The sequence below is a fragment of the Myxococcus stipitatus DSM 14675 genome (assembly GCF_000331735.1).
Lineage (GTDB): Bacteria > Myxococcota > Myxococcia > Myxococcales > Myxococcaceae > Myxococcus > Myxococcus stipitatus.
Map to the genome: position 1 here is coordinate 9,587,537 of NC_020126.1, position 24,706 is coordinate 9,612,242.

Annotated in this window: 19 protein-coding genes and 1 pseudogene; 8 read left to right on the plus strand and 12 right to left on the minus strand. The window is 70.4% G+C overall.

Going from position 1 to position 24,706, the window contains the following annotated elements; genetic code table 11:
• Positions 1 to 2 precede the first annotated feature (2 nt).
• From MYSTI_RS37165 to MYSTI_RS37185, 5 genes are all read right to left on the minus strand, one after another.
• A complete protein-coding gene (locus tag MYSTI_RS37165; protein WP_233278083.1) occupies positions 3 to 872 on the minus strand; it encodes an Ig-like domain-containing protein in 870 nt (289 codons plus the stop codon).
• A 117-nt stretch (positions 873 to 989) separates the two neighbouring features.
• Positions 990 to 2,339 carry an HD-GYP domain-containing protein gene (locus MYSTI_RS37170; protein WP_015353011.1) on the minus strand — a complete coding sequence of 450 codons (1,350 nt, stop codon included), beginning with the start codon at positions 2,337 to 2,339 and terminating at the stop codon, positions 990 to 992.
• A 25-nt stretch (positions 2,340 to 2,364) separates the two neighbouring features.
• Positions 2,365 to 4,101: a HEAT repeat domain-containing protein gene (locus tag MYSTI_RS37175; protein ID WP_044282560.1), complete on the minus strand. Its 1,737-nt coding sequence runs from the start codon at positions 4,099 to 4,101 to the stop codon at positions 2,365 to 2,367.
• A gap of 62 nt (positions 4,102 to 4,163) precedes the next feature.
• Positions 4,164 to 8,069 (minus strand): protein kinase domain-containing protein, encoded by a 3,906-nt coding sequence (locus MYSTI_RS37180; RefSeq protein ID WP_015353013.1) that lies wholly within the window; start codon positions 8,067 to 8,069, stop codon positions 4,164 to 4,166.
• Positions 8,070 to 8,151: 82 nt separating this feature from the next.
• Positions 8,152 to 10,053, minus strand: coding sequence for a lipase maturation factor family protein (locus tag MYSTI_RS37185; RefSeq protein ID WP_015353014.1), 1,902 nt, complete (start codon positions 10,051 to 10,053; stop codon positions 8,152 to 8,154).
• Between the two features lie 145 nt (positions 10,054 to 10,198).
• Between MYSTI_RS37185 and MYSTI_RS37190 the strand changes: the two genes are divergently transcribed.
• Positions 10,199 to 10,852, plus strand: coding sequence for an MBL fold metallo-hydrolase (locus MYSTI_RS37190; protein ID WP_201768945.1), 654 nt, complete (start codon positions 10,199 to 10,201; stop codon positions 10,850 to 10,852).
• Positions 10,853 to 10,863: 11 nt separating this feature from the next.
• Here the strand turns inward: MYSTI_RS37190 and MYSTI_RS37195 are convergent, their stop codons facing one another.
• From MYSTI_RS37195 to MYSTI_RS37210, 4 genes are all read right to left on the minus strand, one after another.
• On the minus strand, positions 10,864 to 11,172 hold the full coding sequence (locus MYSTI_RS37195) for a hypothetical protein (protein ID WP_015353016.1): 309 nt from the start codon (positions 11,170 to 11,172) through the stop codon (positions 10,864 to 10,866).
• On the minus strand, positions 11,169 to 11,852 hold the full coding sequence (locus tag MYSTI_RS37200) for a PI-PLC domain-containing protein (protein ID WP_044282561.1): 684 nt from the start codon (positions 11,850 to 11,852) through the stop codon (positions 11,169 to 11,171). The genes MYSTI_RS37195 and MYSTI_RS37200 overlap by 4 nt, the downstream gene beginning before the upstream one ends.
• Positions 11,853 to 12,027: 175 nt before the next feature.
• Positions 12,028 to 12,819, minus strand: a complete 792-nt coding sequence (locus tag MYSTI_RS37205; protein ID WP_015353018.1) for a hypothetical protein — start codon at positions 12,817 to 12,819, stop codon at positions 12,028 to 12,030.
• Positions 12,812 to 13,708, minus strand: a complete 897-nt coding sequence (locus tag MYSTI_RS37210; protein ID WP_044282562.1) for a dimethylarginine dimethylaminohydrolase family protein — start codon at positions 13,706 to 13,708, stop codon at positions 12,812 to 12,814. Before MYSTI_RS37210 ends, MYSTI_RS37205 begins: the two co-directional genes overlap by 8 nt.
• A gap of 183 nt (positions 13,709 to 13,891) precedes the next feature.
• On the opposite strand from MYSTI_RS37210, the gene MYSTI_RS37215 reads away from it, so the two are divergent.
• Positions 13,892 to 15,592: a GTPase gene (locus MYSTI_RS37215; protein WP_015353020.1), complete on the plus strand. Its 1,701-nt coding sequence runs from the start codon at positions 13,892 to 13,894 to the stop codon at positions 15,590 to 15,592.
• 183 nt (positions 15,593 to 15,775) lie between these two features.
• Here MYSTI_RS37215 and MYSTI_RS45465 read toward each other — a convergent pair.
• Positions 15,776 to 16,261 (minus strand): annotated as a pseudogene (locus MYSTI_RS45465) (M23 family metallopeptidase); the annotation flags it as partial.
• A 273-nt stretch (positions 16,262 to 16,534) separates the two neighbouring features.
• On the opposite strand from MYSTI_RS45465, the gene MYSTI_RS37225 reads away from it, so the two are divergent.
• From MYSTI_RS37225 to MYSTI_RS37235, 3 genes are all read left to right on the plus strand, one after another.
• On the plus strand, positions 16,535 to 17,206 hold the full coding sequence (locus MYSTI_RS37225; protein WP_015353022.1) for a TetR/AcrR family transcriptional regulator: 672 nt from the start codon (positions 16,535 to 16,537) through the stop codon (positions 17,204 to 17,206).
• 21 nt (positions 17,207 to 17,227) lie between these two features.
• A complete protein-coding gene (locus MYSTI_RS37230) occupies positions 17,228 to 18,130 on the plus strand; it encodes a sterol desaturase family protein (protein WP_015353023.1) in 903 nt (300 codons plus the stop codon).
• 168 nt (positions 18,131 to 18,298) lie between these two features.
• Complete coding sequence (locus tag MYSTI_RS37235; RefSeq protein ID WP_015353024.1) at positions 18,299 to 19,888, plus strand: glucose-6-phosphate isomerase; 1,590 nt, start codon at positions 18,299 to 18,301, stop codon at positions 19,886 to 19,888.
• A 111-nt stretch (positions 19,889 to 19,999) separates the two neighbouring features.
• On the opposite strand, the gene MYSTI_RS37240 is transcribed toward MYSTI_RS37235, so the two are convergent.
• Positions 20,000 to 20,992 (minus strand): alpha/beta fold hydrolase, encoded by a 993-nt coding sequence (locus MYSTI_RS37240; RefSeq protein WP_015353025.1) that lies wholly within the window; start codon positions 20,990 to 20,992, stop codon positions 20,000 to 20,002.
• A gap of 249 nt (positions 20,993 to 21,241) precedes the next feature.
• On the opposite strand from MYSTI_RS37240, the gene MYSTI_RS37245 reads away from it, so the two are divergent.
• Positions 21,242 to 22,093, plus strand: a complete 852-nt coding sequence (locus tag MYSTI_RS37245; protein ID WP_015353026.1) for an SDR family NAD(P)-dependent oxidoreductase — start codon at positions 21,242 to 21,244, stop codon at positions 22,091 to 22,093.
• Positions 22,094 to 22,124: 31 nt separating this feature from the next.
• The gene (locus MYSTI_RS37250) at positions 22,125 to 22,712 is read left to right on the plus strand and encodes a suppressor of fused domain protein (protein ID WP_015353027.1); all 588 of its coding nucleotides are present in this window, start codon (positions 22,125 to 22,127) and stop codon (positions 22,710 to 22,712) included.
• A gap of 3 nt (positions 22,713 to 22,715) precedes the next feature.
• On the opposite strand, the gene MYSTI_RS37255 is transcribed toward MYSTI_RS37250, so the two are convergent.
• Positions 22,716 to 23,612: a LysR family transcriptional regulator gene (locus MYSTI_RS37255; protein ID WP_015353028.1), complete on the minus strand. Its 897-nt coding sequence runs from the start codon at positions 23,610 to 23,612 to the stop codon at positions 22,716 to 22,718.
• A gap of 113 nt (positions 23,613 to 23,725) precedes the next feature.
• On the opposite strand from MYSTI_RS37255, the gene MYSTI_RS37260 reads away from it, so the two are divergent.
• Positions 23,726 to 24,706 carry an alpha/beta hydrolase family protein gene (locus MYSTI_RS37260; protein WP_015353029.1) on the plus strand — a complete coding sequence of 327 codons (981 nt, stop codon included), beginning with the start codon at positions 23,726 to 23,728 and terminating at the stop codon, positions 24,704 to 24,706.

The window sequence follows — 24,706 nt, forward strand, 5'->3', positions numbered from 1 at the left end:
ACTCACGGGACGACGAACTCCGCGGCGGTGCGTCTGCGGCCTGCGACGACGGAGACAATGGCCCGGCCCGTGCCCACCGCCGTCACCCGGCCATCCTGGGACACCGACACCACGGCCGCGTCCGACGTGAACCACTCCAGCGGCACGGTGTCGAGCACCACGCCGTTGCGGTTGAAGGCCCGCGCCTGGAGCATCACCGACTGGCCCGGGCGCTGGAATTGATGGTGGGTGAGGTTGAGGCCCAGCCGCGCGAAGTCGGCGGGCACCACCTGGACGGCGATGTGCCGGGACAGATGCCCCAGGCTCGCGCTCACCGTGGCCGAGCCGGGCCGCACCGCCACCAGTTGTCCATCCTCCACGCGCGCCACCGTCTCGTCCGACGAGGTGAACTCCGGCGTGGCCTCAGCGAGCGAGGCGCCTTGCTCATTGCGCGCCATCACCCGCAGCTTGATGGTGCGCCCCACCTCCATGAAGTCCGAGCCCGGGGCGCGCACGTCCAGCGAGTTGAGGATGACCAGGTCCAACGGCAGGGCCTCGCGCACCTTGCCGCCCGTGACACCGATGATGGTCTTCCCGGACTTGCGCACCGTCATCACGCCGTCCTGCACCAGGGCCACGTCTGGAGCGGAGCTGGTCCAGCGCAGCTTCGGCTCGGACATGCGCTGGCCCTCGGCGTCGAGGACCACGTAGTCCAGCTTCACGTTCTGCCCCGGCGTGCGCAGGAAGCGCGACTCCAGCGGCTCGAAGGTCAGTGAAGCGGGCGACGGCCCACAGGCGGTCAGCAGCCCGAGAGCAAGAACCAGGAGGGCATGGATAGAGAGGCGCGGCGTCTTCACGGCGGCGGCGACAACGGGCGAGGGCGGGAGTGGCACGCATCTTAACCACGCCCGACCTCCCTCAGGCGAGCCACGAAGAAACCGGCTCCAGGCCCCCCACTCGCGCCTCTGTTGCCCGGAGCACGCTCCCGGGCAGGCGGCCTGCGCCCTCCCCTACGCGAAGAGGAAGTGGGGGACGTTGAAGTCACTCTCGGTGGAATCGAGGGACGCGACGATGGTGAGCTTCTGGCCGGGCTCGGCCAGGTCGACGACGTAGTCCGCCTTCGTCCGCCCCGCCCCCTGGATGACGCGGACGCGGGGCCTGGCCGCCTGCGCTGAATCCGTGGGGACATCCATCACCACGCCCAGCTGCCCGCCCGACAGGCGCACCAGCGTCCCCACCGGATAGAAGCCGGCCACCGAGGTGAACAGCCGCACCACCCTCGGGTCGAACCGGGTGCCGGCCCGGTGGGTGATGAGCCGCAGCGCCGTGTCCGGGGCCAGCCCCGGGTGGGGCGGCGCGGGGAAGGTGAGCAGGTCGAAGGCACAGGGCACCGCGAGCATCCGCCCCACCAGTCCCGCGGGCCGCTGCGCCTGACCGCTCCACAGCGGCTGGAGGCAGTCGTGCGCGGCCACCACGCGCTCCAGGCGGTTCGGCTCCAAGGGGCGATGCAGGAGCCGCAGCGCGGTCTTCAGCGGCCCTCGTCGCGCCAGCAGCTCATGCGAGGTCCGGTCGAACTCCTGCTCCGGGGAGAGCGTGGTGGTGCCTCGGCCCAGGTCGTGGAACAGACCGCTCAGCGCCAGGTCCAGTTGCTGCGCGCGAGACAGCCCCAACCGCCGCGCCATCAGCAACGACAGCACCGCCACCGCCGCGCCGTGTTGCCCTCCGTCCACGTCCGTGCGGCGGAAGCGCGTGAGTCCCACCAGGAGGGCTTCGTGCCCCACGGAGACCTCGGCCAGCCGCAGCAGCACGCGGCGGAAGCGCTCCACGCGCACCTGGGCTTGCGAGGCGATGACGTGCTTGAGGAGGACGACGAGCCGCGCGTAGTAGCGCAGCATCACCTCGCGCGGCGTCAGCGCGCTGTTGGACGTCAGCACCTCCCGCAGGCGGATGGGGCCCAGCTTCTCCAGGAGGATGCCCTGGGGCTTCTGGGTGCGCCGATGCTTCTGGAAGGCGAGGAGGAAGGCGCGCAGGTGCTCCCGGCGCAGGCCCGTGCCGAAGGAGATCTCCTGCACCTGGAGGTTCTCCAGGTAGCGCCGCAGCGAGACGGCGGTGTCCAGGTGCTCCTCGCCCAGCTTCATCCGTGTGCCGCAGAGGAAGGGGATTCCGCCCACGCACTGGAGCTCCACGGACGCGCGTCCGCGCAGCTCCGCGTCCAGCACCGCGCCCAGCTCCTCGATGCCCTCCTTCACTCCCGCGTTGTCCACGTCATGCAGGGACACCGTGTTCAAGCACCGCACCATGAGCCCCATGAGCCGGGGCCCCACCTGCGCCGCTTCCTCTCGCGTCGTCTCCGTGTTCATCGCTCGACGTCCCCCGGTCTTCCGCTCAACCCACCGGTGCCAGCTGCGCCAACGCCTCCCGACAGGCCTGCTTGAGCAAGCGGGGCGCGAACAGCTTGTTCGCCACCGCCTCCAGGAGCGGCCGGGCCCTCGGGTCCCCGAGGATGCCGATGCACTGCGCGCAGTGGACCTTCATCTCGGTCTCCAGCTCGCGCTCGAAGGCGGAGCGGAGCGCCGCGCCGGCGATGGGCCCGCCCAGGTCCGCCAGCGCGCGCAACACGGCCATGCGCTCGCGGGACTCCATGCGGGCCTCGAGCCGAGCCACCAGCGGCCCCACCGCCGCGTCCACGCCGTACCGCACGAGCAACACCAGCACGGCGCCGCGCACTCCCGCCGAAGGGTCCGCGAGCAGCTTCAAGAGCGGCGCGCGCTGCGACTCCACGTCCCGAGGACTCAGCCGCGCCAGCAGCGCCGCCCGCACCTCCGGTCGAGGATGTCCCAGCAGCGCCGCCGTCAGCGCCTGCGCCTCCGGCCCCGACTCGCGCAGGGACTGCAACCAGTCCAGGTCCTTCTCGCCCAGGGACGACGCCCGCGCCACCAGCACGCCCAGCGAGATGCCTCTGCGCACGAGCAGCTTCGCGAGCGCGCCGCGGGCCTCGGGCGAGGGCAGCTCGAAGAGCAGGTCCGTCGCCCCCTGCAACGCATCGCGAGGCAGCGTGCTCAAGAGTTCCAGCACGCGCAGCAGCATCCCTGGCTGCGCGGTGGCCTGGGCCAGGGCGAAGCGCATCCCCTCGCGGAAGAACAACCGGGTGACGAAGAACAGGTCCGGAGCGCGGGCCGAGGACGCTCGCGCATCCCGCGTCATCCCCTGCACCACCTGCGACAGCTCCGCCCAGTGCCCGTGGGACACCATCCCCGACAGCAGCTCCTCCATCCACCCGAGGAGCTCCGCGCGCTCCTCCTCTCGGCACACCGCGAGCAGCCCCCACACCACCCACACGCTGCGCTCCTGCACGCCCTCGCCCTTGCGCTCACGCTCCAGCAGCGCCCGCAGCTCCGCCAGCTCCGCGTCACTCGAGCCCGTGAAGGCGGGAGCCCCCGTGCGCAGCAGGTCCTGCGCGCTGACGGGAGCAAGCACCTCCGCCTCCAGCCGCGCCAGCCACTCGTCATGCCCCACGGGGCGACGCTTGCTCGAGCCCGAGCCCTGGCGCCGCGTGAGCTCCGTGAAGAGCTGCTCCTCGCGCTCGGCGAGCTGCGCCTCCGCCTGCGCCGACTCGCCCGTGTCCGTCGAGGCGGGCACCTCCGCGACGACCAGCTCGATGTCCTCGAAGCCCCGCTCCCAGAACCAGGTGTAGAAGTCGTACTCCGGCGGCAGGTTGCGCTGGAGCGCCCGGTGCCACATGCCCAGGAAGGCACCCAGCTCCTCCACTTCGAGTCCAGGTTGCAACAGTATCTCCTGGACACCTTCCAGGAAGAGGGGCCGCGTCACGGAGTCCTTCGCGGACGCCGCCTCCACCAGCACCACATCCCCCAGCAGCAGCATCGAGGAGCGGATGTGCAGCACCACCGCCTCGCCCGACACGTCATGGAAGCGCCGCACCGCCTCCCCCAGTCGCTGCTGGACCTCCACCAGCGCCGAGTGCCCCTCCGCATAGAAGCGATAGGAATTGAGCACCTTGTTCAACGCATGCCCCACCTCCGTCGCCACCTCCTCACGAGAGAGGACGGGAGACGTCGCGGAGACCGGGGCGGGGACCTGACCTCTGGGAATGGGAGCAGGCATGGCGTTAGCCATTCATTGAAGGCACGTCAGGGAATGAAATCCAGAATCCATCCAGGGGGTCTTCATGCGCGGGGGGACTGGGCCTCCAGCGCGCCCAGGGCTTGGGTGGCCAGGGCTTCTCCCTCTCTCCAGCCAGACAGACGCGCGCGCTCCCGAGCCCGCACCAATCGCTCACGTGCCTCGTCCACGCGGCCTCCCGCGCCCAGAAGACGCCCTGCGTTGTAGTGGATGCGCGCCGCCTCCTGGGCGTCTCCTCCCTGCTCCGCCAGGGTGAGCGCGCGCTCCAGCTCCGTCAGCGCGGGGGCGTGCTCGCCCGCGAGGACACGCAGGCCCGCGAGGTTGGAGAGGGCTCGGGCCTGTCCCACCAGGCTGCCCGCGGCGCGGGCCTGCTCTGCGGCACGGGTGAAGCTGGTGCGAGCCTTCTCCGGCTGCTGGAGCCGAAGCTGGAGGCGACCCAACAGGTTGAGGTGCTCCCAATAGAAGTCCGCGGCCCGCGCGGCCCGGCCGCCCATGCGATGGAAGGCCTGGGTGAGCAACTCCACCGCGCCGGAGCTGTCGCCGCGCGCCTCACGGGCGCGAGCCCGCTCTCCCAGCACCCACGCCTCCACCTCCGGGTCCATCGCGGCGGCGTCTCGAATCGCCTGCAGCCGCGCCTCCGCGGACGCCACGCGGCCCAGCTTGAGCTCCGCGGACGCGATGCGCCGCACCACCTCCGCGCGAGCCGCGAGCGCCTCCGAGTCGGGGAGCTTCTCCAGCCAGGGCACCGCCAACGGCTCCACGGCCGTGGGCTCCACTTGCGCAAGACAGGTGCAGGCCCGCGTCAGCATCCCGAGCTGCCACAACCGCGAGGAAGGCGTGGCCCCCGGTTGCTCCCCCATGGCCCGCTTGAAGTAGTCGGAGGCCGCGCGCCACTCCCCTCGGGCGAAGAGCCGCTCACCGGCGCGCTCACACGCCCCGGCGGCCTGGGGTGAAGCGGCGGCGAGCAGGTGGTCCGCCACGCGCACCTCCCGCGCGGGCTCGGCCGCGAAGGACTCCTGCCCCAGCGCATCGGCCAGTTCCTGATGCGCGCGACGCACCGCGCTCGCGGGCTGCCGCTCCAGCAACACCTGGCGCGCCAGCTCCTGTTGAAAGCGGAAGGTGCCGGGACGCTCGCGCAGCTCCGTCAGCCAGCCGTCCACGACGAGCAGCTCGGCGGCATCGGCCGCGCCGCCATCGTCCGCGACAGAGGCCCGCACCAGCGAGGCGGAGAAGACGGAGCCCTCCACGGCCGCGCGCGACAGGAAGCGCTGGAGCTGAGCGGGGAGCAGGTCCAGACGCGCCCCCAACGCCAGACCCAGGCTGTCCGGCAGCACCGTGCTCGCCAGTGGCGCCGTGGAATGCCAGACACCGCCCAGCCGCTGCACGGCGCCGCGGTCGACCAGGGCCCGCATCAGCTCCAGCGCGAAGGAGGGATTGCCGTGCGCACGCTCGACGATGAGCTTCTCCACCTCCGGACTCGGCGGCGCGCCGAGCGTCGCCTCCAGCAGCGCGCGGAGCTCCAGCCGGGGCATGCCCTCCAGCGACGAGTACGGGAGCGCGGCGAGCGACACGGGCAGCGCGTCCGGCGCCGTCGTCGCCACCAGCGCCACGCGAGAGTCCGGCGCGCGAAGGAGCATCAGCAACAGCTCCAGCGACACGACATCCGCGTGGTGCACGTCATCCACGAGCAGCAGCAGTCCACCCGGACGAGCGGCGCGCGACAGCGTCTCCACCACCGCGGAGTCCGCCGCGTGAAGCAGCCCGGAGGGCCCTCCCGAGGACAGCCGCCGCCACAGCGCGGAGACCTCCTGCGCGGAGAACCCCAGCGAGCCCAACGACTGAAGCGGCGCACCCTCCGACGTGGGCCCCAGCATCCGCGCGAGCCCCGTGAGCACCGAGCGCATCAACCCCATCGCCCCCGTGCCCCGCAGGTCCTCCGCGCTGGTCCTCACCACCCGCAGGGAGGCCACGCTCGCGGCGCGCTCGGCCACGGCCTCCAGGAGGCGGCTCTTTCCCATGCCCGCGCCTCCCGCGAAGAGGCGTCCTCCGCTCTGTCCCGCGCACACGCCCTCCACCACGGACCGGGCCGCCGCCAGCACCTCCGCGCGCCCCACGAAGGGCACGCTGCGAACCACTCCCCCCAGGCCCTCCACGCGCCAGACGACACCTGACGGCAGCGTGCGCTCGGCGCCGAAGCGCACCCCGTCATCCAGCAGGGCCTTCGCGGCCGGGCCCGCCAGCACCTCACCCGCGCCCGCGGCCTGGGCCAGCACGACGGACCGCTCCAGCGCCGCCCCCGTCACGCGCCACGGGGTGCGCCCACCGCCACCGCTCACCAGCACGGCGTCGAACTCCAGCCCGGCCTTCAGCAAGAGCACGGCGGACAGCGACAGCGTCTCCACCGCGCGCATCAACTCGAGGGCGCAGCGGACCGCGCGGAGCGGGTCATCCCGCCGCGACACGGGGAGGCCGAACGCCACGCTCCAGCGAGCCTCGGTGAGCTGCACCACCTCCGCCTCGTGCCGCTCGGCGATGGAGGCAGCCAGGTCCATCAACTGGCCCAGCGTCTCCATCCCCTCCTCGTCCCCCAGCGTCTGGCGCAGCGAGTCCGCGCCCTCCAATTCCACCGTGACGATGACCAGCTTGCGCTTGAGCGAGCCGGACTCCCGTCCTCGAATCCGCGCGGTGGCCGCGGGCGCCCCCTCCACCAGCCGGGAAGCGTCCATCGCGGGCAGCGTGGAGGACTCCTGGAGCTCGGTCGGCGGGGCGTCCGCGTCGACGAACTGCCCCGTCGTGACCTCGGCCACGTCCTCTGCCTTCACCGCCGCCGGGCGCGACGAGCCCCCCGAAGGCGTCTCCGGGGCCACGACGCCCAGGGCACTGCCACAGTGAGGACAGAAGCGGCTGGTGCCGCTCGTCGACTGGCCACAGCGAGGACACGACACGGTGGACACGGAGCCGCGCGGCAGCTGGTTGCCGAGTCCCACCGTGGACTCACGCATCCTCGAGCGCACCCTCTCGCCCACCAGCCGCTCGGCCGTCGCGGCGACCGAGTCCTCGGGGCCGCGAGGGTTCTCATCCAGATACTCCTGGAGCGCGCGGGCCACGTCGGCGCAGCGCTCGAAGCGCTGCTCACGCGGCTTGGCCAGCATGCGCAGGATGATGGAGTCCAGGCGCGGAGAGACTCCATCGACGAGCATCGACGGCTTGAGCGCGGGGGTGAGCGCGATGCGGCGCATCGCCTCCGGCGGGTTGTCCGTCTCGACCAGGGGCCGGTGCGTCACCAACTCCCACAGCACGACCCCCAGCGCGTACTGGTCGCTGCGCCCATCGAGCGGCTGGTTGCGAATCTGCTCGGGCGACATGTAGCGCAGCTTGCCCTTGAGGATGCCGGTGCGCGTGCGCGTGGAGCGATTGCTCGCCTTGGCCACGCCGAAGTCCACCACCTTCGTCACGCCATCCAGCCGCACCATGATGTTCTGCGGGCTGATGTCGCGGTGGACCAACTCCAACGGCAGGCCCTGGGCATCCACGGCCTGGTGCGCATGGTCCAGCCCCAGCGCCGCGTCGCGGATGACCTCCACGCAGACGGCCGGACTCAGCGCGCTGCCCGTGCGCGAGGCCGTGCGCGACAAGCGCCCCAGGTGCTCGCCCTCGATGTACTCCATGGCGATGTAGAAGGTCCCCTCCCACTCGCCCACCTCGAACACGGAGACGACGTTCGGGTGGTTGAGGCGCGCGGCCACTCGCGCCTCGTCCAGGAACATCTCCAACGAGCCCTCCTGCTCCAGCAGGTCCGGCAGCAGGCTCTTGAGGATGACGGTGCGCTCGAAACCACTGACACCCACCTGTCGGGCCAGGAAGATTTCTCCCATGCCCCCCACGGCAAGCCGGTTCAGCACCGCATAGCGGCCAAAGACGAGCGGAACCTGACTGCTGGCGGACGTCATCCCAGGCGCACGCTAGCCACCGCTCCCAGGACACCGCCAGTACTCCACCCGTCCCAGGAGGACACCAGCCACCGGGTATCAACTACCCCCGAGGCGCAAGCCAGCGAAGTCGAGGGGTTCCCCTCAGAGGGCGAGGCCCCGGTGCAAGCGCCAAGGATTGGACATACAAGCCCCGCCGCTCCCGAACCCACCAGGCCCCCGTACGCTGGCGCTCCACAATTCCTGTCATCCGGTAGTCGTACAGGACGGCTCTCACCTGCCGAGGCGGCGCGTCTGGGAAGGGATTGTGCGCGAGCAAGCCCGTCACCTCGGGAGCGCCTTCGAGCAGCCGCGCCAGGAAGGCGATGAACCAGCCAGGCGGTGAGCCCAGCGCCGCGAACCACATCTGCCAATCGAGGCGCGGCTGGTGCGGGGCCACCTGCCTGGGCGGCCGCTTCACCTCCCCCGCCTTGTAGCGAAAGACATAAGGCGACCAGTGCTCGCCGTCGTTGGAGCCCTCGACCTCGATCTCCGGCCGCTCCAGGGTCATCACACTGAAGAGGCCGTATCGATTCACTGAGCGCAGCGGCCGGGCACAACCGCTCAGCCACGACAGGGAGCGCTGGACGCGCGCGGGCAGTCTCGTCCCCCGCTCGAAGCGCTGGAGGATGTCCGCCGCGCCGAGCAGCATCAGCGGCGTGAACAGACCTCCCGCCAGGGCCCCCCGCCAGCCCCTGCGCCGCCGCAGCGGTGGATGCGCGGGGAGGAACGGCAGCAGGCGACGCAGCGCCGCGTCGTCCAGCAACCACAGCCCGAGCACCAGGGACTGGAGATTGAAGAAGCCATAGTTCCCCGTGGCGAGGATGGTGCCCTGCAACGCGGACAGCGCCCCCAGCGCCGCCAGTCGCAGCCGTCGAGGCGCGAAGACGAGCCACGGCACCGCCGCCTCCAGAACGAACACCATCGCCGTCGACGCGCGCTGGAAGCGCTCAGGCAACTGATGCGCATACCAGCCGCCTCGCGTGGGCAGCGGCGCCGTCTCGTAGTAGTAGCGGCACGCCGTGAGCTCGCGCCACGTCCTGTCACCCGACTGCCACTTGCTGAGCCCCGAGCCGAAGTAGAGCCGGAACACGAGCAGCCGGAAGAGGAACACCTCCACCGCCGTGGGCGCCATGCGTCCCAGTCCCGGCCGCAAGCCCGGCGGCGCGGTGAGCGCGGACAGCAGCCCCATCTCCAACAGCAACACATCCCACTGGAACGAGAGGAACTCGCGGCCGACCGACGCGTAGGAGAGATACAGCCCCCACAGCATCACCAACGCCGAGCGAGGCGCCACGTTGAAGAGGACCGCCAGGGACAGCACCTGTCCCAGCGCGCAGCCTCGCGCCAGGGCCGTGTCGGAGGACTCGAACCAGAACACCGTGGGGAGCAGCCGCCAGCGCTCGCGAGCGGGCGCCTCGCGCAGCTCCGACGAGAGCAGGTCGCTCACCGGACGAATCCCTCGCGAGCCATACAGCCCCAACACCTGACGCCCCAGCGACGTGAACGCGATGAGGAACGTGCCCCCCATCATGCGGAGGAAGAGCCAGCGAACCCAGGCGTACTCGCGAGGCACCACCGCGCGACCGAAGAGCCAGCGGTCCACGCGCGACGCCGTGCGACGGTGTCTCGCGATGAGGCGATAGACTCGCTGGGACACGCGTGACACGCCGGGCAACAACCCCAGCCTCGCCATGCCGCGTGTCGTCCAGCGAGGCGACCGGGCGAGTGCGCGGAAGACCGCCTCCGCGCCTTGCGTCACCTGCCCCGAGGGCTCGACGAGCTGAGAGGCCCGGCGCATGTCCCCACGGGGAATGCCGAGCAGCAGGAGCAGTCTCCTCCGCCCCGGGAGGAAGCGGACACGCCCCTCCGTGCGCTGCGCCCACCGAGCCACCCAGCGGCGACAGAAGCCGCAGTCGGCGTCGTAGAGCAGGAGCGGCGGACGGTGAGCGGAAGAGACCTCCATGCTCGAAGCATGGGGGCCTCGAGGGGACGCGGCTGTCCTCGCGGGCCAGAGAGGGGGTCGTCCCGGGGCCGGGGAGACAGGCGAGCGAGCAGCGCGCGTCGAGGCGCCCCGTGGACATCGACGAGGGGTGCCTAGCTTTCACCGCATGAGCGAGCCCAAGGGGAAGGCAAAGCAGGTGGTCGAGCTGGTACCCGGCCTCCATCACTGGACCTTGAACGACAGCCGCCTGGGCGGCGCGCGCAGCGAGGCCTACGCCGTGGTGGACGACGACGGCGCGGTCATCCTCATCGACCCGTTACCCGTCGACGAGGCGAAGCTGCGGGAACTGGGCGACGTCACCGCCATCCTGCTGACCGCGGGGAATCATCAACGCTCGGCGTGGCGCCTCCGCCAGTCCTTCGGCGCTCCGGTCTGGGCGCCCGAGAATGCCTACGGACTGGAGAACACCCCGGACTTCTTCTACGTGGCGGGCAACACGCTGCCGGGGGGACTCATCCCCTTCCACACGCCCGGTCCGGTGGTGTCCATGCACACGCTGTGGATGCAGAAGCATCCGCGCGGCGTCGCCTTCGTGTCCGACCTGCTGGTGCACGAAGGCGACGGCACGCCGGAGTTCGTCCCGAGTGAGTATCAAGACGAACCCCTGCGCACGCGGCAGAGCGTCCAGCGCATCCTGGACCACCTCGCCGTGGACATCGTCTGCTTCGCCCACGGCGAGCCCATCCTCCGCGATGGCGCGAGCGCGCTCCGCCGGGCGCTGCGCGAGGACCTGGAGGCCCCCGCCGCGCCGTCACCGTGACGAGGGTTGAATCAGTTCGGGCCCCAGGAAGACCAGGCGCCCTCGCGGCCCTGGTCCGCGTAGTTGAGCCACACCCTCTGCCCCGCGGCGACCGCCCGCGGCGAGGTGTTCTCGGCCGCATTCCTCGGCGCCTTGAACGCGTCGCCCGCGGGGCACTCCAGCAGGCCCGACCGCGACACGCCCCAGGAGCGAGCGGCGATGCTCAGCTTCCAGAGGTCCGCCGGGCATCCCGCCGTGGTGCAGTCGGTGCTGGCCTTGCGGCACGCGAGCTTGCGCGACGTGGAACACGTGTCGTCCCACCAGGTGCCATTCGCCGTCATCGCGGCGCAGTGCTCGTTGCCGTTGTAGTTGTTGGGCTCGCCGGTACCGGTCGGTGAAGTGGATCCACACGCTGTTCGACGTGCCCGAAATCATGTTCGCGAGCTTCTTCGACTCCCAGCCATTGACGGGCGGCAGGAAGGAATAGCCAGCGGGGCAAGCGGAGAAGCCACCCGACCAGGCTCCGCGGGTGCTCGTGACGAACCAGGAGTTCGGGTCGTCCGCCAGGGGCTTCGACGTGTCGGGGGGAGTCCTTGTCGAGGTAGCTGACGAACTCCTCGAGGAACCACGCGCGTGAGGCATCCGTGGGGATGCTGTCCTCCACCCAGATGACCAGCACCTCGTTCTGGTTCTCGGGTGCGGTCGGCCACGCGCCGACGTGCCGCATGACGTCGTGCACCCGCGTGGAGAAGCGCTCACCCTCGTGATGGAAGCACGGGGCGCCATCGTCGTTGGAGTCGTTCGAGCACGCGTTCGCCCACAGGGGGTCCGGGCCGCTCCATGCGTCGATGGCGAGGTTCCTCACGCCAGACAGGAGCTGCACGTCGATGCCGCGGTGCTGATTGGCCCGGGCGTAATAGCAATCCCAGAGGAAATGGCAGTTCGTATGGGTCGTGGTGACGTGGGAGTTGTGCGAGCCGATGCGCTGGACATGCGGCAGGGGGACATCGGACTGGAGCAAGGTCTGCTGAATCCTCGCGACCCGAGGTCGCGATAGGACGCCTGGGAGGTGGACTCCACCTCGGGCTCTTGGGGCTGCTGCTCCTGAGAAGGGCTGCACGCCAGCCATTGCGTCAAGACAAAGAAAGACAAGGCCGCGCAAAAGCTGCAGTCGAATCAACAAGTCAAGGTCGCGCTCAAGCTTCGCGCAACAGCACCTGGCCATCCTCGACCCCTGGCGGAGCGAGGAAGAGCGAGGCTCCCGCCTCGGCGCGGTCCAACACGGCGCTCAGCGCGGGCAGGTCCGTGACCGGGATTCTCCGCGTGGGCTCCAAGGACAGCCCTCGCGCCATGGCCTGGGCGACACGGGTGCTGTCGCTCAGGTCCGACTCGTAGACGAAGGTCCGCTCGCCGTACTCATGTCCTCCGGGAACGCGGCCCACGAGGCGAAGCGGGCCCAGTCGCGAGTGGACGCGCACGCTGGGGTTGTCCCACTGGGCCACGCCGCGCAGACGCTTCGCGCGCAGCATGCTCAGCGTGAGCAGCTTCACCCAGGCACCCGCGCCGGTTCCGGGCAGGAAGCTCAGGAGCGACACGCCGATGAACAGTCCCGGCGTCACCGAGGGCGCCGCGTAGTACGCCGCGCCGATGGCGGGGTCCTCGTCCGCGAGGCCGAGGTGCTGACGGACATCGGGCTTCAACATCCTCGCCGGACAGCGCAAGAGCCCGATGGCTCCGGGCATCAAGTACAGGTCCGACAGCACCCAACGCGGAACACCGATGCCGCGAAACGCGAGCTGATTGAGCGCGAGGTATTGCGACACGAGGTCCGTGTTGCGCTCCGCGGGCAGGAACGTCGCGGGCAGGCCCAGGGGAGACAGGTCCATCGACTCGGCATGGACGCCCGCGCCCAGCGCCAGGAGTGACACGCCCGGGTGCGCGGAGAAGAAGTCCTCCGCCTGTCTCGTCAGTGCGGCGGCTTCACGCATCGGCTTCGATGTCCTTCGCGACGGCGTCGAGGCGGACGTCGTCCGGAATCCGCACCGCGCCCTCCTCCACCACCGCGCGCGACACGAGACAGCGGGAGGAGCCGCCGCCTTTCTCACACAGCTCGCCCATGTCGAGCGACACCACCTTCATCCCGAGCGCCTCCACGCGAGCGCGGATGGAGTCGGGGACCACGGAGGGCGCGAGCAGGTCGCGTCCCACCGGCAGGCCGTTGGTGGCGTAGCGGCGAATCTCGTCCTCTGTCACGACAAGCAGCCGGTGCTCGCCGAAGCGCTCGCGGAGGCGTGCGTAGGAATCAGGAGACATGACCTCGGGACACACGAGCATGCGGTCCACGGCGGGCAGGGGCAGCAGCGCCATGTTGCCGTGGAACGCGGGCTCGCGGACCTGGACGCGAACCACTTCACCTGGGAACCAACGGGAAGCGGCGTCGATTCCATCGAGTGTCGTGCGTCCGCCCCAGAACAGCAGCGTGGCGCCGTCGAAGTGCGCCACATCGCCATGGGCCTCCCAGATGCCCACGTCCGGGCCCACGACCTCGAAGCCCATGCGGCGGGCGAGTGCCTCCCAGTGCTCACGCTCGGCCTGCCGGTGTGCACTCATCATCCGAGGCAGCACGAACACAGGCGTGGCGCCTGGGCGGGCCACGACCTGACCGCACTCGGCGGCATACGGCATGCCGGTCAGCAGCTCCGACGGAGACGGCAGCGCGACGACGGTGCCACCGCGAGCCTCGATGGCGCGAGCCAGCGCGAGCCACTCGCGGCGGGCCTTGCGCGCATCGACAGGGGCGGCCTCGCGACTGCGGAAGTTGTTGCGCCCGCGCAACGCCCAGCCTCGCCCCGGGGGCGACATGAGGAAGAGTTCCATGGCGCTCACGCTTCTACCGCTCCCCCGTTCCAGGCCGCCACATCACCCTGCATGCGCAGCGCACAGTGAACGCCGTCGCGGGCCCCAGCCCCATGAGTCGCCCCGGCTCCAGGCTCCCTACTGAACGACACCGCACATTCACGCTGGCCACCCGCCCGTGGCCGAGACAGGCTCACAGCCCACGTGGACGAGACGAGCCTGCCCGAGCCCGATGCCTTGCGGTCCCTGCTGAAGACCGCCCTGGAACTGCCACCGCTCCAGCCGCATGCCTCGCGCCTGGACCGACTGGTGGACGACTATGCCCGAGGCGTGGCGAGCCGCGACGCCCCGCTCGCCGTCGCGCTCGTCGGAGCCACCGGCGCGGGCAAGTCCACCCTCCTCAACGCCCTCGCCGGCCAACCCCTCTCGCGCGAAGGCGTGGACCGCCCCACCAGCACCACCGCCACCGTGTTCGCGCCCGAAGGCGCCACCGCGGATGCCCTCGCGAAGTCCGGCGCCCGCGTGTCGCGGTACCTCCCCGGCCCGCAGGCCCTCTGGGGCGGACAGGTGTTCATCGACACGCCCGACCTCAACAGCGTGGCCACCACCCACCGCGAGGTCGCTCGCGCCGCGCTGGAGCGCGCGGACGTCGCGCTCGTCGTCATGCACCGGGGCAGCGTCGCCGAAGCCTCCCAAGTGGAGTTCCTCACCGAGTTCGCCCGTCGCCGCGCCCTCGTCTTCATCCTCAACTTCGCGGACGAGCTCTCCCCCGAGTCACGCGAAACCCTCAAGGCCCAGGTCCGCCGCGTCGCCGCCGAGCAGTACGCACTCGCCCCTCGAGACGTCCCCGTCTTCGCCATCAGCGCCCAAGCCGCCAAGGACGGCCGCGATGTGTCCGGCGAGTTCGGCCCCCTCCTCTTCCACCTGCGCGGACTCGCCACCCAGGCCATCGCCGCACGCGTCCGACGCGGCAATGCGCTCGGCGCGCTGGAGGAGCTCTCCACCCTCGTGAAGGGCGCCCTCGAGGAGACCGAGGCCCTGCTCTCCCGCACCAAGGCCGCGCTCGACTCCGGCCTGGAGAAGGCCTCCGACGGCCTGCGCGAGGACTTCGAGTCCCGCCTGCGCCTGGCCCACGGACACCTGGCCGCGGAGGTGCGCAGGCAGGCCGGTGGACGCTTCTGGGGGCCCGCCGCGTGGGGCCTGCGCTTGTCCCTCTGGGGCGCCAGTGGCCTCGGCGCGGCGGCCGTCGTCGGACGTCGCAGCCTCCCCGCGGGACTCGCGGTCGCCGCGGCCTCCACCGTCGTCGACGCCGTGCGAGGCCACAGCCGCGCGCGCGCCGCGGAGAGCGCGGTCATCGAACCGTTCGAGGATGACTTCGGCGTGGAGTCCGCCGCACGCACCGCGCTCACCGAGGCCCGCAGCCTCGCCCGCGCCGGGGGCCTGGAGCCCGCCGTGCTCGGTGTTCCCGACATGGGCACGCTGCTCGAGGAGGTGCGAGACGCCCGCGCCTCCGCCTGGCGCTACACCGCCACCACGGGCGTCGCGGAGGCCGTCGCCGGCTGGTGGCGCGTCGCGCGCTGGCTGGTGCTGCCGCTCATCAACCTGCCGCTGCTGGTGCTGCTCGGACACGTGGGCTACCGCGTGGTGCGCGCCTACGTGGAGGGCCCGCTGTTGCCGCTCGACTACTTCGTCAACGCGGGAGCCCTCTTCGCGCTGCTCGCGGGAGCAGGCGCGATGCTCGCCTCAGCGAGTCTCGCCGGAGCCGCTCGCCGTGCGGGCGCGGGCGGGCGCACCCGCTTTGTCGAGTCCCTGGCCACCCTGGGCCGGAGGCTGGGAGAGGCCGTCGATGATGGACTTCGCCCCGGGCGGGAGGCCGCGCGTCGCATCCTGACGATTCTCCGGTGACATGGACACCACCGGCTGACCCGGCGTGTGCGTGCCTTCCTTCGTCGCCATGAGCGGCTCGCTGCCCGCCTCACGGCACACGGGAGACGCCACGCGGGTGTCTCGCACCGGGTCTCCATACCCCACGATGCGCGCCGGCACGGACGGGTTGTTCCATCCCGCCCCCGTCTCGCGCGCGACCTTGAAGTGCAGGTGCGCGCCACACGACCAGCCCGTGGCGCCGGAGAACCCGATGAGCTGGCCCTGCTTCACCTGCTCCCCCGTCTTCACCACCACCGCGCTGAAGTGCAGGTACTGCGTCTCCAGCCCGTCGCCATGCGAGACGACGACGTAGTTCGCCAGGGGCGCGAACTTCTCGTCACAGCCGCCCTTCGTGCTGTCGCCACGGGCCATCCGCACCACGCCGTCGCGCGCGGCGACGATGGGCGTGCCCTCCGGCATCCGGAAGTCCCACGCATGGGTGTCGTTGTATTGGTGGCTGCCCGTGTCGTGCCCTTGGCTCACCGTGTAGATGCGGCCACAGGCGAAAGGCACGCCCACCTCGGGCAGGTCGCCCGACGGAGAGGCAATCGAGTGAGGAGCCGCTGGCGACGAGGCCAGCAAGGAACCAACGAGGAGCGCGGAGGACAGGTTCATATTTGGCCGGCGGACAACGGCGGCAACCGCCATGGGTATTTCCTGAACGAATTATCCCGCGCCCGTGCCGCCTATCACCAGGGTCCCCAAGGCCCGCTCGCTCGAGCGTGGGGCTCCCCGTCCTCCGCTCCGAGCGGGAAGCCCTCCGCCAACGACCGAGCCCTTGTCTCCACGCCTGCCCGGTCAGCGGCCTCATGCGGGCCTGGACACCTCGCGCAGGGAGTCCACCCCCACCCGCCCGCTCGTTCCCTCGCCAACAAATACTGACTGGTCACTCACTAAATCTGGCGCTATGTTTCACGGGAGATGGCCGCCAAGACCTCTTCCTCCGAGAGCCCCGCGCGTCCGCCTCGGCGCACGCAGCAGGAGCGGCGCGAGTCGACCCGGCGGAAGCTGTTGGACGCCACCATCGAGACGCTGGTGGAGCTGGGGCACGCGCGGCTGACGACGGTGGAGGTGGCGAAGCGCGCGGGCGTGTCACAGGGCGCGCTCTTCACGCACTTCGACACGAAGGCGGAGCTGCTCGCCGCGGCGGTGGAGCACCTCTTTCCTCGGCTCATCCAGGACTATCTCGCGGGGGTCGGCGCGCGGCCCTCCGGCAGGGACCGCATCAGCACCGCGGTGGACCTGTTGTGGGCCGCGTTCCAGCGGCCGGAGCTGCAAGCCGCCATCGAGTTGTATGTGGCGGCGCGCACGGACTCGGAGCTCCAGGTGGCGCTGGCCGCGGTGGACGGGCCGCACCGGGAGAACCTGCACCGGGTGGCGCGCGAGCTGTTCCCCGAGGCCGCGGACGCCTATCCGGAGTTCGACTCCGTGGTGGAGCTGGCGCTCGACGCCGTGCAGGGCGCGGCGATGGGCGGCAGCGCCCGACCGAAGGACCCCGCCCACCGCCGTATGCTGGATGCGCTGACGCGGTTTCTGCGCAGCACCTTCTCACCCCATTCGCGCCGCCCCTCGAAACGGCGACGCCGCGACTGAGCACCCCGCTGGAGGTCTTCCATGGACGCCACGCACATCCCGGACCTCATCACTCCCGCGATTCCCGTCTTCATCCTGACGGTGGTGGCCGAGGCGCTGTGGGTGAAGAAGCTGCGAGACGAGGGACGCGACTTCGCGGGGCACACCGTGAAGGACTCGCTCGCCAGCCTCTCCATGGGGCTGGGCAACGTCTTCATCAACGTGGTGTGGAAGTTCGTCGCCTTCGCCGGCTACCTGGCGCTCTACAAGCTGACGCCGCTGCGCGTGGGCTCGGGCGTGCTGGCCTGGGTGCTGCTCTTCTTCGCGGAGGACCTCTGCTACTACTGGTTCCATCGCATCCACCACGAGAGCCGCTTCTTCTGGGCCTCGCACGTGGTGCACCACTCCAGCCAGCACTACAACCTGACCACCGCGCTGCGACAGACGTGGACGCCGCCGACGAGCTGGGTGTTCTGGGCACCGCTGGCGCTGCTGGGCTTCTCGCCCGTGATGATTGTCGTCCAGCAGTCGGTGAGCCTCTTGTATCAATACTGGATTCACACCGAGGCCATCGTCCGGCTGCCGCGCCCGCTGGAGTGGCTGCTCAACACGCCCTCCCATCACCGGGTGCATCACGCGTCCAACCCGCGCTACCTCGACAAGAACTACGCGGGCATCCTCATCATCTGGGACCGGCTGTTCGGCACCTTCGAGCCCGAGGTCGAGAAGCCCATCTACGGCCTCACCAAGAACCTCCAGACGTTCAACCCGGTGCGCATCGCGTTCCATGAGTTCGCCTCCATCGCGCGCGACGCGATGAAGCCGGGGCCGTGGAAGCAGCGGCTGGGCTACATCTTCCGCAATCCCGCGTGGAAGCCCGAGGCGCCGCGGTCCGCTCCGCCGGGCAATCCTCCCGCGTCGGAGCCGCTGCGGCCTTCGGCGTGAAGACCTCGCCCGGGTGGGGCGCGCGAGCCCCGGCTCGGGTGCGGAGTGTTGAGCACTGAGCCTTCCGGGAGTGCGCGGCCCTGGCGTGTTCGGCTTCCCTCGCGCGTGCGGAGGCGCTAAGCCAGCCGGCGGTTTTCGCGCGAGCAACCCCTGGGCGGTGGAGGAGCCATGACCGAGCGTGAGCTGTGGGAGCGGTACCAGCGGTATCTGAGCGTCGTCCCGTCGCTGGGGTTCTCCCTCGACGTCTCGCGCATGGGCTTCGCGGCGGACTTCCTGGAGCGGATGCGGCCTCGGCTGGAGGAGGCGTTCTCGCGGATGGAGGCGCTGGAGAAGGGCGCCATCGCCAACCCGGATGAGAACCGCCGCGTGGGGCACTACTGGCTGCGCGCGCCGGAGCTCGCGCCCGAGCCCGCGCTGTCGAAGGACATCACGAGCACGGTGGCGGACATCCACGCGTTCGCGCGCGAGGTGCACGAGGGGAAGCTCAAGCCCCCCAAGGCGCCGCGCTTCACGCACCTGCTCCTGGTGGGCATCGGCGGGTCGGCGCTGGGGCCGCAGCTGGTCGCGGACGCGCTGACGTCGAAGGCGGACGCGATGCAGGTGTCCTTCTTCGACAACACGGACCCGGATGGGATGGACCGGGTGCTGGGGCAGCTGGGCGCGCGGCTGGCCGAGACGCTGACGGTGGTCATCAGCAAGTCCGGCGGCACGAAGGAGACGCGCAACGGCATGCTGGAGGCGGAGCGCGCGTACAAGGAGCAGGGGCTCGCCTTCAACAAGCACGCGGTGGCCATCACCGGCGCGGGCAGTGAGCTGGACCAGCACGCGCGCAAGCAGGGCTGGCTGCGCACCTTCCCCATGTGGGACTGGGTCGGGGGGCGCACGTCGGTGATGTCCGCGGTGGGGCTGTTGCCCGCGCGGCTCCAGGGCCTGGACATCGACGCGATGCTCGAGGGCGCGCGGGAGATGGACGTGGCGACGCGGCAGCGCGACGCGGTGAAGAACCCCGCGGCGCTGCTCGCGCTGATGTGGTTCCACGCGGGCGATGGGCGCGGGCTGAAGGACATGGTCATCCTGCCGTACAAGGACCGCCTGCTCCTGATGTCGCGCTACCTCCAGCAGCTCGTCATGGAGTCGCTGGGCAAGGAGAAGGACCTGGACGGCCAGGTGGTGAACCAGGGCATCGCCGTCTACGGGAACAAGGGCTCCACGGACCAGCACGCGTATGTGCAGCAGCTTCGCGAGGGGGTGCCCAACTTCTTCGCCACCTTCATCGAGGTGTTGAAGGACCGCGACGGCGAGTCGATGGAGGTCGAGAGCGGCACCACGAGCGGCGACTACCTGCTGGGCTTCCTCCTGGGAACGCGCCGCGCGCTGTACGAGAAGGGCCGCGAGTCGCTCACGCTCACGGTTCCGGACGTGAGCGCGCGCACGGTGGGCGCGCTGATTGCACTCTACGAGCGCGCGGTGGGCCTGTACGCCAGCCTCGTGCACATCAACGCGTACCATCAGCCAGGCGTCGAGGCGGGCAAGAAGGCCGCGACGAGCGTGCTGGCGATTCAGCAGAAGCTCACGGCGCGGCTGCGCGAGGCCCGCGCGGACGCTCGCACCGCGGAGCAGCTCGCCGCGGACATCGGACAGCCCGATGAGGTGGAGACCGTCTACAAGGTGCTGGAGCACCTGGCCGCGAACCCCGGGCGAGGCGTGAAGCGGACCGGTGGACCGGGGCCCGCCGAGGTGCGCTTCCAGACGAAGTGAGTGATTCGAGCCCGGGACCTTCCAGCCCGGGCTCGCCCATCACCTCCGCGCCAGGAAGCTCCTCCCCGCTGACTTCCGGGTGAAGCTCACTGGCGCGGACCCATCACCCACTCAGCCAATGCCCCAGAGCTTGCGAGCCTCCTCGGCGATGACGTCGGGGTACTCCTCGGGGAAGAAGAGCTTCGCGCCGGGAATGCGGCGCACGCCACGGGACGCGCCGAAGGTCTGGTCGAGGTAGTCGGCGCTCGACTGCGAGAAGATGGTGTCGCCCGTTCCCCAGATGATGCGCGTGGGGACCTTGCACTTCTGCAGCTCGGGGCCGATGCCCGCCAGCGAGTTGGCCTCCAGCGCCAGCGTGTACGCGTGCGCCTGCGCCTTGCCGCGCGGCGTGCGCACCAGCGGACCGAAGTAGTACTCGATGGCCTCGTCCGTGGGGTTCGCCGGGTTCGAGAAGCACATCGCCCCGATGCCCTTGTCCGAACGCGCGAGCGCCTTGTCCGCGAGCCACGGCGCCAGCCACGCGTCCACGTACTCACCCGTGCGCGCCAGCTCGATGACCGGCAGCACCGCGGGAGGCGGGCACTCGCTCTCCACATCGCAGTTGGTCAGCAGCAGCGTGCGCACGCGCTCGGGATGACGGGTGACCAGCAGCTGCGCGATGGCGCCGCCGCTGTCGTTCGCGATGACATCCGCCGTCTTGATGGAGAGCCGGTCCATCAACTCGATGAGCATCTTCACCTGCTCGTCCGGCGAATAGCTCTGCCCCTCCGCGACCTCCGTGAAGCCCAGCCCCATGAAGTCGGGCGCGACACAGCGGCGATACGGAGACAGCCGCTCGATGGCGCCTCGCCACTGGAAGCTGTTCAGCGGAAAGCCGTGCAGGAACAGCGCGGCCTCGCCGGTGCCGCGCTCGATATAGGCGATGCGCCCGAAGCGGCTGTCCAGGTACTTGCGCGAGGAGTGATACGCCTCGGCGTTCAGCGTGCCCCCTTCCGGGGAAGCGCTCGCGCCACTCACTCCGCGAGGCATGCAGCCAGCGAGCGCGGTGGCGGCCAGTGCGGTGGTCGTGAAACCCAGAAACTCCCTGCGATGCATTGAACTCATGACAAAAGTCTTCCTGTAAGGGGTGCCAGCGGCCGTTCGGCCGTTCGGGGCGCGGACTTGTAACGAGCCACTCAAAAGGCCACTCGGGAAAAGTCACGTGCGCTGAGAGATCCCAGAATCGGAGACTCGAAGCCCACGATGCGAGACGATACGTCTCGTGTTGACATGAGGTTCCGGTGAGGCTACTTCTTCACGAGACGGCGCGTCTCGCGCCGCTCTTCTCGTAACCCATTGGAAAGAGGTCGTTTCATGCCTGGGGCAAGCAAGGTCTGGCTCATCACTGGAAGCAGCCGAGGACTGGGCCGGGCGTTCGCGGAGGCGGCCCTGGCGGCGGGAGACAGGGTCGTGGCCACGGCTCGGGACCCGGGCCGGCTCCAGGAGTTGATCGCCCGATACCCGGAGCACTGCGTGGCGCTGCCGCTGGATGTGACACATCGAGACGCGGTGTTTCAGTGTATCGAGAAAGGCATTGCGGCCTTCGGGCAGCTCGACGTGGTCGTGAACAACGCGGGCTATGGGCTGGTGGGCACCATCGAGGAGCACTCCGAAGCCGACCTCCGCGCGCAGATGGAGACCAATCTGTTCGGCGCGCTGTGGATGACGCAGGCGGTGCTTCCGCACCTGCGGGCGCGACGGACGGGGCACATCGTGCAGATCTCCAGCGTGGGCGGCGTTGGGAGCATGCCGACGTTCGGCGCGTACAACGCGAGCAAGTGGGCGCTGGAGGGCTTCAGCGAGGCACTCGCCGCGGAGGTGGCGCCGTGGGGGATTCGCGTGACACTCGTCGAGCCGGGCTCGTTCGCGACGGACTGGAGCTGGGGAAGCATGCGCTTCGCCGCTCCGATGCCCGCCTATGACGAGCTGCGCACGTCCTTGTTCGGCACGAGCCAGGTCCCCTGGGACTTGAGTCACCAGGCCCACGACACCAGTGCGTCGCCCGAGGTCGCCGCGCGGGAGCTGCTCGAGCACGTGAATCGCGAGACGGGCCCGCTGCGCCTGCTCCTCGGCGAAGACGCACCGGTCCAGGTGCGAACCCTCCTGGACGGACGCCGTGAAGACTATCTGCGCAACCCGCGCTTCCAGGCGCTGGTCGCTCGCTGAAGAGACGGGGGTCAGCGCGTAGACTGGCCTCATGGATTCACCCGAGCTGTTTCAACACGACCTCCGGCGCACCGTCGTCCTGGGCGCCTACCTGCGGCACTGGGGCATGCCGCTCGACCGGCAGCGCTTCTCCCGGGAGACGGACATCGTCGAGGTCTACCTGTTCCCCGCCACCGCGGAGTCACCCGTCGCACGCGTCGCCACCGTCGGTGCTTCCTCTTTCGCTCGGGAGGGAGGAACGCGCTCCGAGTTCCTGCTCGTGCTGTCCGCGGACCTGGGCGGCGCGACGTTCGAGGAGGTCGCCGGCTTCCTCATGGACTTCGTCCTCTATTCGCGAAGGGACGACGTGGAGGTGCAGCCGGGCCGAGCCGTGCCCCCGTCTCCCCTGGTGCCGAAGTCCTGGCCCACGCGCGCGCTCCTCGTGGACGAGGCCCTGGGCGAAGACGAGGAGTTCGAGCGGCTCCACCTCGGTCCGCAACACATCGAGCTGTGGTGGCTCGTGCCGCTGCATGAGGCGGAGCATGCGTTCATCCAGAAGGAGGGGTTCGACGCGTTCAGTGAGCTCCTGGACGCGAGTGAATCAAGCCCCGCGGAGGTCCACCGCCCCTCGCTCGTCTGAGGACTATCGCGCCGAGGCTTCTGTCCCCGCGAGCCCGGCCTTCTCGCGCTTGCACAGCTCCACCACCCAGTCCGAGGCCGCGCGCACCCGAGGGCTGCGCTGCAAGTCCTTGTGCAAGGCCAGCCACAGCGGGCGCTTTCCCAGGACACCCGCGCCCACTCGTGTCAGCCGGGTGTCTCGCTCTCCGGTGAGACAAGGCAGGAGCGCGACTCCGAGTCCCGCCGCCGCGGCCTCGCGCAGCACGGTGGTGCTGTTGCTCTGGAGCAACCTGCGGCCACCTTGGGTGAGGCGTGTGAGCTCCTCGGACTCGGGGCCCGAGGTGAGCGTCGTCCGGTAGGCCAGCACGGAGTGGTTCCGGAAGTCCCCCGGGCGAGGCGCTCCTCGACGCCGCAGGTACGCTCGCGCCGCGTACATCGCGAACGCCATGTCGCCCACCTTGCGAATCACCAGGGCATCCCCGCGAGGCGGAGCGATTCGCAGCGCCAGGTCCGCGTCCCCTCGCTGGAGATCGACCAGGTCCGAGCCGACGACGAGCTCCACGTTGAGTCCGGGATGGCGGGCATGCAGCTCCCCCAGGTGTGGAGCGAGCAGCGCCTGGGCCAGGTACTCGGTGGCCGCGATGCGGACGGTGCCCTCCGCCTTCTCCTCGCGGGACACGGCATCCGAGAGCGAGCGGAGCGAGTCCTCCATCTCCCGCGCGCGAGCCACCACGGCCTCGGCCTCCTCGGTGAGTCCCAGGGTGCGAGCGCCGCGCAGCACGAGCCGGGTCCCCAGGGCTTTCTCCAGGGCGGCGAGGCGGCGGCCCACCGTGGTGGCGTCCACTCGCAGCTCGCGAGCCGCTCCAGCGAGCGAGCCCTGGCGTGCCACGGCGAGCAGGTAGCGCAAGTCGTCCCATCGCATATCCATGCCTGCAATGGTGCAGCAAAGCCCTGCATTCCCGCAGCACATCCAGCGCTATCTCGTGCGACAGGAGCTGCGGCACCCACACAGCCCGGCGCGACCAGGAGCACACGATGTCGATGTCCATGTTTCATCCGACGACGCTGGAGCAGGAGACAAACCACCCGGAGCAGCGTCTGCCGGTCGAGGCCGCGCCGGCGGTGGAGTCCGGGGGCTCGCGTCCTGGGGTGGCGTTCCGCTTCCAGGCGAGGGATGGCTACTCGCTGGCCGCGACGCTCCATGAGCCCGAGGGCTCACAGCTGGGCGCCGTGGTGCTGGTGAGTGGAGCCACGGGTGCGCGGCAGCGGTACTACTCGCGCTTCGCGGCCTTCCTCGCGCAGCGGGGTTTTCCGACCATCACCTTCGACTACCGAGGCATCGGCGGCTCGCGTCCGCAGTCACTCGAGGGCTTCGAGGCGCGCATGGAGGACTGGGGGAGCCAGGACCTCGCGGGCGCCATCGACATGGTGCGCGAGCGGTATCCGAACCACCGGTTGCTCCTGGTGGGCCACAGCGTTGGCGGGCAACTCCTGGGGCTCGCGCCCAACGCGGGCGAGGTGTCCGCGCTGCTGAACGTGGCGGCGGGCTCGGGCTACTACAAGCTGTTCCCCCAGAGCTGGCGCATGGGGCTCACCTGGCGCGTGGTGATGCCCACGCTGGTGCGAGCGTTCGGGAAGTTGCCGGGCTGGGCGGGCACGGCGGAGGACCTGCCCGCGGGAGTGGCTGAGCAGTGGGCGCGGTGGTGCCTGTCCCCTGACTACCTGTTGAGCGAGGGCGGCGAGGCGCGTCGCGAGGCCTATGCGTCGCTGTACCTGCCGCTGCGGGCGTACAGCTTCGCGGACGACGAGATGGCGCCGCGTGCGGCGGTGGAGCACCTGTTGTCGTTCTACGCGGACTCGCTGATGGAGCACCGTCACGTGTCCCCGAAGGACCTGGGACGGGCCATCGGTCACTTCGGATTCTTCCGTGAGACGTTCCGAGACACGCTCTGGTGCGAAGCCACCGAGTGGCTCGCAATCCACGCCCTCACGCCTCGCCCTGCCACCGGGGCCTGA